The 9759-nt window shown below is 50.7% G+C and carries 1 protein-coding gene; it reads right to left on the bottom strand.

The window, feature by feature from the left end; genetic code table 11:
• Positions 1 to 9593, bottom strand: a 9593-nt coding sequence (locus G3578_RS18465) for an Ig-like domain-containing protein (protein WP_165214675.1), incomplete at its 3' end; no start/stop codon positions are given.
• Positions 9594 to 9759 lie beyond the last annotated feature (166 nt).

The following is a 9759-nucleotide window of genomic DNA, read 5'->3' as shown; positions in this document are numbered from 1 at the left end:
ACGCTGGCCGGTGTTACCGACAGGCTTTGAACCGCGATGATCTTTGCAGATACACTCGTAGTTCGACCGGCGTATGCGATATTGACTGTCGTGTTTCCTGGAGCGATACCTGTTAGCAGGCCACTTGCACTGACTGTAGCGATATTAGGATCAACCGTCTGATACGTTGCTTGGCTTGTTACGTCCTTCGTCGTGCCATCGCTGTAGGTGGCCGTTACGGTTAGCTGCTGGGTTGCACCCACCAGTAGGCTCACGCTGGCCGGTGTTACCGACAGGCTTTGAACCGCGATGATCTTTGCAGATACACTCGTAGTTCGACCGGCGTATGCGATATTGACTGTCGTGTTTCCTGGAGCGATACCTGTTAGCAGGCCACTTGCACTGACTGTAGCGATATTAGGATCAACCGTCTGATACGTTGCTTGGCTTGTTACGTCCTTGGTTGAGCCATCACTATATGCTGCAGTAACAGTTAGCTGCTGGGTTGCGCCTGTTTCCAGAGTTACACTCGTTGGCGTTACCGTCAGGCTTTGGACGGTCGCCTGCGCGGCGGTTACGGTAACCGGTACATTAACTGTTTTCCCGCCAAACGTGATCGTAACGCTCGTGCTTCCTTGGGCAACACCCGTTACCAGGCCACTGCTGCTTACCGTCGCGATGTTGGTGTTTGCCGCCTGATAAGTTGCCTGGTTCGTCACGTCCTTCGTCGTGCCATCGCTGTAGGTGGCCGTTACGGTTAGCTGCTGGGTTGCCCCTGTTGCCACATTCACACTGGATGGCGCTGCCGCCAGGCTTTGGACGGTCGCTGCCGTTACGGTAACCGGCACATTGACGGTTTTGCCGCCAAACGTGATCGTAACGCTCGTGCTTCCTTGCGCAACACCAGTCACCAGGCCGCTGCTGCTTACCGTCGCGATGTTGGTGTTTGCCGCCTGATAGGTTGCCTGGCTCGTCACATTCTGCGTACTTCCATTACTGTAAGCCGCAGTCACGGCCAACTGCTGCGTTGCGCCCATTGCCACGCTCACACTGGATGGAGTTGCGGCAAGGGACACAAGCGTGACGGTCTGGCCTGATACGCTTACGGAAACCGTGGCACTCTGGCCGCCATAACTGACCACAATCTGCGCCGTTCCGGGCGATACGGCTGAAACGATTCCCCCCGTTGATACGGTCGCGACCGTCGGATTGCTGGAGGTATAAGTTGCAGCATCCGTCACGTCCTGCGATTTCCCGTTCGTGTAATAAGCCGTCGTGTAAATCTGCCAGATATCGCCGGTTTGCATGACGAGCTGTGCCGGATTAACCTTGACACTCGATACAGGAGCCCCTTGGACCGTGGCAGTGACGGAATCACTCCGTCCCCCATAACGTACGGAAATGGTCGCGGTTCCAGGTGCTGTCCCCGTGATCACTCCGAGGCTGCTTACCGAGGCAATATTGGGGTTCGATGATTCATAGGTCGCGCTGTTGCTGACATCCTCTTCGGTGCCATCGGAATATCTGGCCGTTACATAAATGCGTTGGGCTTGTCCTTCCATTATGGTTACTGTGCTCTGGCTCACACTGATGGATCTGAGCGTCACATCCTGGCCGCTTACCGTAATGGAAATGGTTTTCGACTGCCCGCCGTACGTCAACGTGACATTCGTCGTTCCGCCATTCACGGCAGTGATGATGCCGTTGGATACGGTGGCGACGGAGGGATTTTCCACAAAATACGCCACTTTCGATGTCACATCGACCGTACTGCCATTCTCCAAGGTCGCCGTTACCGCCAACGTCTTCGTGTCACCCGCGTTGAGATCCACTTGTTCCATATTCACCTGTAAGGCTGAAGCTTTTGGAGCGGGCGCTGTCGATTTTTTCACACTTTGCAGCACATTGCCATTCTTGTCATTCACGAACTCGACGCTTACTTCCCCGTTCTCCTTGATGGCCTTCAAGCGATTGTTGCCATCGTAAACATACTCATAGATCGGTTCCGTACCCGCTGGAGCATACACGGTGAAGATGATGCTGACGTCTTTTCCGGCTTTATTCGTTAACTTGACATAGTACGTACCCGGTGTTACGTCATAGACCACTTCGGATGCGCTCGGCTTTTCCGTGGGTGGAATCGGGTTGACAAACGCGCTGTTGTTGGCTAATACGATCTCCGGATACGGATCCGCTGTGTTTTTCAACTGCGTGACCATGCGATATTTCCCCGGAATCCCCGCGTTGATCAGGTACGTGACGCTTTTCCCCGCCCCGATTGTGAGTTCCTTCGGTTTGTTCAGCTCGATTTGCTCATCGCCGAATTTCGCCAAAATCGTCAAGTATTGGGTAACGGTCGAACTGATTTGGATATAGTATGTTTTTTTCGCTTCAAGCTGAACCGATATCCCATTTTGGATGGCTGTGTATGGAACGGGATCTTTCAGAAGAACATCACGAAATACCGAGACAGTGGCGTTATTGGCTGATCCCGAATCCGGGCTTGCCGTCATCAAATAGGTTCCCGTTGAATTCGGCGTTAGTTTAAAGTATTGCGGTGTATTTGCCGTAAATCGAATACGCGAAGCGACATTCTCCTGCAGCACCGCAAATTGGTTTTCCGATGGTTTTGTCATGACCGTAACGGTGGTTGTGCCCCCTGTTCCAGTCTGGTAGATGGCTTGCAGCGAAATGGCATAAGCCGTTCCTGGCTGCAAACCGGTAATTTTATAACTGGTTGCATTGCCAGTCAGGATTGTCTTTGCCGCATAATCGACCGTGATCTTGTAATCGGTCGCGCCATCGACCCGATTCCACGCAAGCGTAATGGATGTCTGATCCGAATCAATGCTTGTAATGCTCGGGCCATTCAATGACCCTACCACCTCTACGGTACCGCCGTACGTTTGTTTTTGGACACCATTGACATCCACATGGATCGATCTGGCTACGCGGCCGATTCCAATTTCACTGCCTTTCCATGTGAAGGACCAGTATCCGCTCGTGGACGATACGGTTAACGTTTTTTTGGTATTATAAACGGTGGCCGAGAGTATATCGCCGCTTTTTAAATTTTGATAATACCCTTCCAGCGTGAAAGTGTCGTTTGGCCCGATAATACGATTGGCAACCGGTGTCGAGATGACCACCTTCGGCAGAATATTGGGCAGATATTCCGATTGAGGTATCTCATCCGACCATATCCCGCTATCGTTTCTTCCCATTACCGACCAATAAATCACCTTGTCATACATGTCACTGGGAATCACAAAATAGGTATAGCCGTTAACTTGTCGCTTCGGATATTGGATTGCTTTCGTCTCGTCCAGAATATCCGAGCCGTGCGCCGTTCTGCCGATCTTAACACGGTAGTCTGTAACAGTTTCATAGAACTCTTCATCGATCTGCCATTGAATGGTTCCCTGTGTACCGGTTGAATCAACGCTGAGCTTACTTGTTGCAACAGGAGGTTTGTTATTGGCAATCACGGTAAACCTTCTGGAAGCTGGACTCGAAACGACAATGGGAGGTTGGCCGGAAAGGACCAAATCAACTACCGCTATGATCGTATCATTGCTCGTAATGCCGCTCGTATCAAAGTTGTAGGATTTGGTGGTTAGCGTTTTTTCCGGCAACAGGGTGTGGCCTCTGATATTGAGGATTTTCAGCTTGTATTTGGTTACATATTTTGCATATTTGGTATCTGTAAAATCCCACTTCAACGTCACGACACTGCCGCGTTTAAATTCGCTGTTTTCTGCAGGTGACAGCCATTTTGCCTGAAGCACCACTTGCTCAGGTTCTTTCGCTTGAGCCTCGATTCCCAGAATAAAGTCCACGATCGCATCGGTTGACGTATTCCATTTATCGTCCACCGCCCATATCTTCAAGGTGTACAACGCATCTTCATCCAGATTCGTAATCGGCAGCTGATACGAGAAGGCAGTCGGTTGGTCACTCGCAATAAACCGCTCGATTTCCTTTGGTTCCTCCTCACCCAGCTGATACATTACCCGTACCTGATCCCCGATGTTTGAATCCAGTACGGTTCCTGTAATCAGAATGACATTTTGCCCATTAATCTGAGAGATCACTTTCCCTACAGAAGGGCTTGACAAATAGAGACGAGGGGCTTCATTGTCTTTCACATCCGAAGAGATATAGCGAATGCTGGGCGTCCATTTCACCACATCTCCAAGGGAATCTTCCCTGGAGTTTACCTGGAAGGAAATGATATCTCCTTCCTCGACCGTCAGTTCCTGGTTCATCTCCACTCCAACGGCATCATCGAAGGCAATCGTCTGCCAATCGGAAGCGGGCCAAACAAGGGTATCATTCTGCATCACTCTGACGTTTACCCCATCGTCGCCACTCACATCGCTCTTAGCGACCGTCCCTGTGATCTGAATGGTGCCGGACCGCGGTGCCCGCCATCTGAGAACCGGGTCGGAACCATCCGCTTTCAACCACGTGCTGCCTATGGCCGTACCGGTGGTTTGGCTTGTCCAGCTTTGGGTCTCGCTGTCCCACTCCAAATCGTTGAAGCCCGATCCGTCCGCTTCCAGGTAGGACCAATTGTCTTGCCCCTGATCTCCGCTGAAATTGAGCCAGAAGAGATACTCCTGTTGAATGGGTTTGACAACCGTAAAATCCCTTTCCAGCGAGGTTTGCTTTCCGTCTTTCCCGGTTTCCGTGATCGTTAGCGAATGTGAACGTTTGGAAAGCGTGGTCGTATCCAGGACATAGGTAAATCCTGCATTGGGATTTTGATAGCCAGGATATGTGCGGCTGATATCGGGTCGGCTTTTACCATACTCAGCCGAACCCATAAGTTCTCCGTCGATATACACATCGATTTTTTCGACGCCATTTGGATCCAGGAACCAGCCCGAAATGACGTACTGGCCGCTGATTACTGCCTGATCGCCTGGGGAATCGATCTCCCCTCTAGCGATAAGGGCGCCATCGGTTACCGTGACAGGCAGCGTCAAAGTTTGTCCGCCGTAGCTGATCGTCACATTCGTACTCCCTGCGATCACACCCGTCAGCAATCCTGCTTGGATCGTCGCGATCTGGCTGTTTTCCATATCATAGGTGGCTTGGTTCGTTACATCTTGTGAGGTTCCATCCTGGGCATTAAATGTCACGGTGAACGACAAACTCTTACCAGCTTCAACCGTTAACGTTGTCGGATTTACTTCCAAAGGAGCTCTTTCTGCATATTTCCAGCTCATCTCATCGACGTAGAAAGTTCCCGATCCGCCATCCTCCGTTCCACGAAGTACCGCGGAAACTTTGGCGTGTACGGCGTTGGCCGGAACAATGCCCCGGTTCTCCAACAATATATATTGTCCGGACGTTGTTTGTGTGTACTCCTTGACGATGCTTCCCACAGGTTGGGACTGAGCGTCAACATAATCGACCGCCAACTGAACCCTGGCTTTCTCCAGTGCTTCAATGTTGAACTGACCGCTGACCACAAACCCTTTGTTTGACTCCACCTCGATTTCCTGATAAACCATGACGGATTTCCCTGACGGAATTTGGGAACCGGATACTTTTTGCGCTTGATTTCCGGCGTAGACCGGAGCCGTGATGACTTCCAGTTGATCGCTCGCCCCTGGTTCTGTCTCTTTGGCCCAATTGTCGGCCACACCGGTAGAATCGGAATACTCTTCAAATCCCTCGTTTTTCAGCAGATTGCCACCATTTACCGTAACAGGTATGGTAAGGGTTTGGCCGTTAAAGCGTACGATGATCGTCGTGCTGCCTTCCATTAATCCCGTCACGACCCCATCTTTCACAGCAGCGATTTGGGGATTCTGTGATTCCAAGGCGGATTGGTTGGTCACATCCAGCTGTGTGCCGTCCGTGTAATGGGCAGTCACGGTAATCGCCTGTTTTTTTCCTGCCTCAAGGGTTATGGTTTGAGGATCGACCTGGATCGACACGTCGGCATACTTCCAGTTCATGTCATCGATATAGAAGGTACCCGATCCGCCATCCCCTATTGCCCGCAGTACCAAGGAAACTTTCGCGCGAACGGCATTTGCCGGAACCATTCCCTGATTCTCAATCAAGACATATTGGCCGGAGGTTGTTTGCGCATACTCTTTGACACTGCTTCCGACCGTCTGGGATTGGGAATCCAAATAATCAACCACCAACTGAACCGTGGCGTTCTCGAGCGCTTCGATGTTGAACTGTCCGCTCACCAGAAACGGCTTGTTCGGTTCCACTTCGATTTCCTGGTATATCATAATGGCTTTCCCAGACGGAATTTGGGAGCCGGTAACTTTTTGCGCTTGATTCCCGGAGTATGTCGGTGACGAGACCACTTCGAGCTGGTCAGTCGCTCCAGGTTCTGTTTCCTTCTCCCAGCCATCCGCGACTCCGTCATTACCGGTATACGCTTCAAATCCGGCATTGGACAGCAGGTTGTCACCGCGAACCGTTACGGGAATGGTGACGCTCTGCCCATGATACGTAACCGTGATGGTGGTGCTACCTTCCGCCAACCCCGTTACGAGTCCGGTCGGATTCACGCTTGCGATGGTTGGTTGTTCGACAACATAAACCGCTTCCGCCGTTACATCCTTGGTGCTTTGATCTTCCAACATGGCGGTAATGGTTATCTGTTGTGTTTTACCCTTAAAGATCTTAATGCTTGTGGTGTTTGCGACGAGACCGGTGACAGGAATGGCCGGACCTACGATGATGGTTCTTTCTTCGAGCATATGCTGAGTCCCGTCTAGGCCAGTCTCCCGCAGGGTAATGACATGAGAGCCCTCGCTTAAATTGGCCGTATCCAATCGATAACGGAAGCCCGCATTACCGTTTTGATAAGCCGGGTAAGCTGCAGCAATATCCGGACGTGCCTCGCCATACATCGCCTCTCCAACCACAATGCCATCTACGAAAATATCAATCTTTCCGACCCCGCTTGGATCCAAAAACCAGCCTGCAATATCGAAGGGACCGTTTACTGTTGCACCATTCAGCGGGGTATCCACTCCACCACGGGCAATGAGCTGCTCCCCTGCTTTCACTGTCAGTGGAATGGTCAGGGTCTGTCCATCATAGAGAATGATCATATTCGTCGAACCGGCTTCCAGTGCTGTCACCAGACCTGACGCACTCACACTGGCAATCGCCGGGTTTTCAACGATATACGTAGCTTGACCCGTTACGTCTTTGGTGCTCTGATCCAGCAGAATGGCCGTAATGGCTAGCTGCAGGGTCCCGCCTTTCTCCATTTCGATGCTTGTCACGTTTGCGATGAGCCCGCTTGCCGGAATATACGGTTCAACGTTTACCGTTCTTTCATCCAACGAATGCTGCGTCCCGTCCAGACTTGTTTCCCGAACCGAAATGGTGTGAGTACCCTCCGTAATCGTCGTCGCGTCTAACTGAAACCGAAACCCCGCATTCCCGTTTTTATACTCCGGGTAGGCGGCTTCAATGTCAGGACGCGCTTCCCCGTAGACAGCCTCACCGTTTACCTCTCCATCGATCAGGATTTCAATTTTAGCGACACCGCTCGGATCCAAAAACCATCCTTTCACGGTATAATTCCCGCTGATGGTCTCTCCTTCAACCGGGGTATCCAAACCGCCACGGGCAAGCAGGGGTTCCGGTTCTTTCACCGATACCGGAATGGATAAGGTTTGTCCATCGTAGCTGACCGTGACCGTGGTATTTCCGGGGGCTACCCCTGTGACCAGGCCCGAATCATTCACGTTGGCAATGGTCGTGTCCGCAACGGTGTATTGGGCCTCTTCCGTTACCTCTTTCGTGCTTTGATCCTGGAGGATGGCCGTAATGACAAGCTGCTGCGTCTTGCCTTGTACAACCTCAACACTCGATACGTTTGCCGTCAATCCGACCGCTGGGGCAGTCAGCTCCACTTGAAACGTTCTCTCCTCCAATGTCGTCTGGTTCCCGTCATTTCCCGTTTCTCGGACGGATAAGACGTGCGAACCCGTTGTCAAGGCAGTCGTATCCAATTGATATCGAAAACCGGCGTTACCGTTTTTATACTCCGGGTAAGCCGATTCGATATCAGGACGTGTTTCTCCGTAGATGGCTTCGCCTTTTGCGTCTCCATCTACCAGCACTTCAACCTTGGCAACTCCACTCGGATCCAAAACCCATCCCTTAATGGTATAGGTGCCGCTGATCGTTGCCCCGTTTTCGGGCCGATCGATGCCGCCGCGAACGATGAGTGGCTCCGGTTCCTTGACAAGAACGGGAATGGAGAGGGTTTCGCCTTCAAAGGAAGCTGTCACATTGGTTGTTCCTGCTGCCAGACCGGTTACAACCCCGTCTGTACTAACCTCTGCAATGGCCGGATCATCCACCGAATATTCCGCTTCATCTGTAACATCTTTGGTGCTGTTATCCGAATATGTTGCTGTCAATCTGAGTAGTTGGGTATCTCCTATGGCAATTTGAACGCTCGACGGGTCTGACTCAAGAGAAGATATTTTGGGAGGCAACTCCTCATCGAGGTGCAGCGCTTTTTCCAAATTTACGAGACCGTTTCCATAATGACGATGATCGCCTAAGGGCGTGGCGGTTGATTCCAAAATCTCTCTTACACCCTGATTGTCCAAATCTTTGTTTTGGGACCATATTACCGCAGCCGCACCGGTAACATGGGGGACAGCGATGGAAGTTCCGGAGCGTTTTTTGTAGCCGCCATTCAAGGACGTGCTTATGATATCAACCCCTGGTGCAACTAAGTCGATTTCGGAGCCGACACTTGAAAAACTGGCAAGACGATGATCCTCCTTTTCGATTGCGCCAACGGAGATGGTCTCGGGATACCGGGCAGGAAAGATCTCTGTTTCCTCCCCTTCCCCATTGTTTCCGGCGGCTGCCACGATCAGAATGCCTTGTTCATTTGCTCGCTTGATCTCATCATGGAGGGCTTGGCTATCGACGAGACCGCCGGCACTCAAGGAAATGATATTCATATTGTTTTCGATTGCCCATTCGATCCCTTGGATAATGTACGAGTATTTTCCTGTTCCTTCTTTATCCAACACTTTGACGGAATAGATTTTTGCCCCAGGAGCGACACCAACAACGCCGAAGTTATTGTTTTGCGCGGCAATGACACCAGCAACAGCCGTACCGTGCCCGTTCTCGTCATTGATTTCCGGCTCACTCTCTACAAAGGAGACTCCCCCGGCAATTTGCAAGTCGGGATGTTCGGATATACCCGTATCCAAAATGGCAATTTTGATCCCTTCACCCGTATAATTTCGGTCCAATGTTTTATTTGCTCCAATATCTTCAATTCCCCAAGGCATATATTGGGAATCATCGTATTCTACCATCGTGGCATCAGCGTCTTCTTCCACGTAAGCGACGTTGGGATCATCCAGAATTTCCTGGAGCTCTTCCTTTGTCAGTTTTGCGAACATCATTTTGGAACCGATTTTCTTCCATGAAGGATTTCCATTTTTCTTGATCGGTTTTTTGCTGTTTTTCAAACCGATCAGATATCTTTTCGTCTCTTGTTTCGCTGAAACCTGGTGTGGGGCAAACTGAAAGAACAAAGGAAAGATTAATAAGAATACCATGAAAAGATGGAAATAACGCTTCATAAGAATGAATTCTCCCTTAATCCAATAATCAAGACCTTTTGAGTGAGAAATTTACAAAGAACGATTAATCAATAGATAATTTTGGTAGTTTTCACAATCATCCCCTTTCGCGAAATGGGACGGCTTCATTTCTTTGTGGCACTTTAGAATTGTCGAGTTGTAGGTT

This window comes from Brevibacillus sp. SYP-B805, assembly GCF_011059135.1.
In the GTDB taxonomy this organism is placed as follows: domain Bacteria; phylum Bacillota; class Bacilli; order Brevibacillales; family Brevibacillaceae; genus Brevibacillus_F.
Note: the sequence above shows the minus strand (reverse complement) of the source record. Positions and strands in the feature narration are given on the sequence as shown.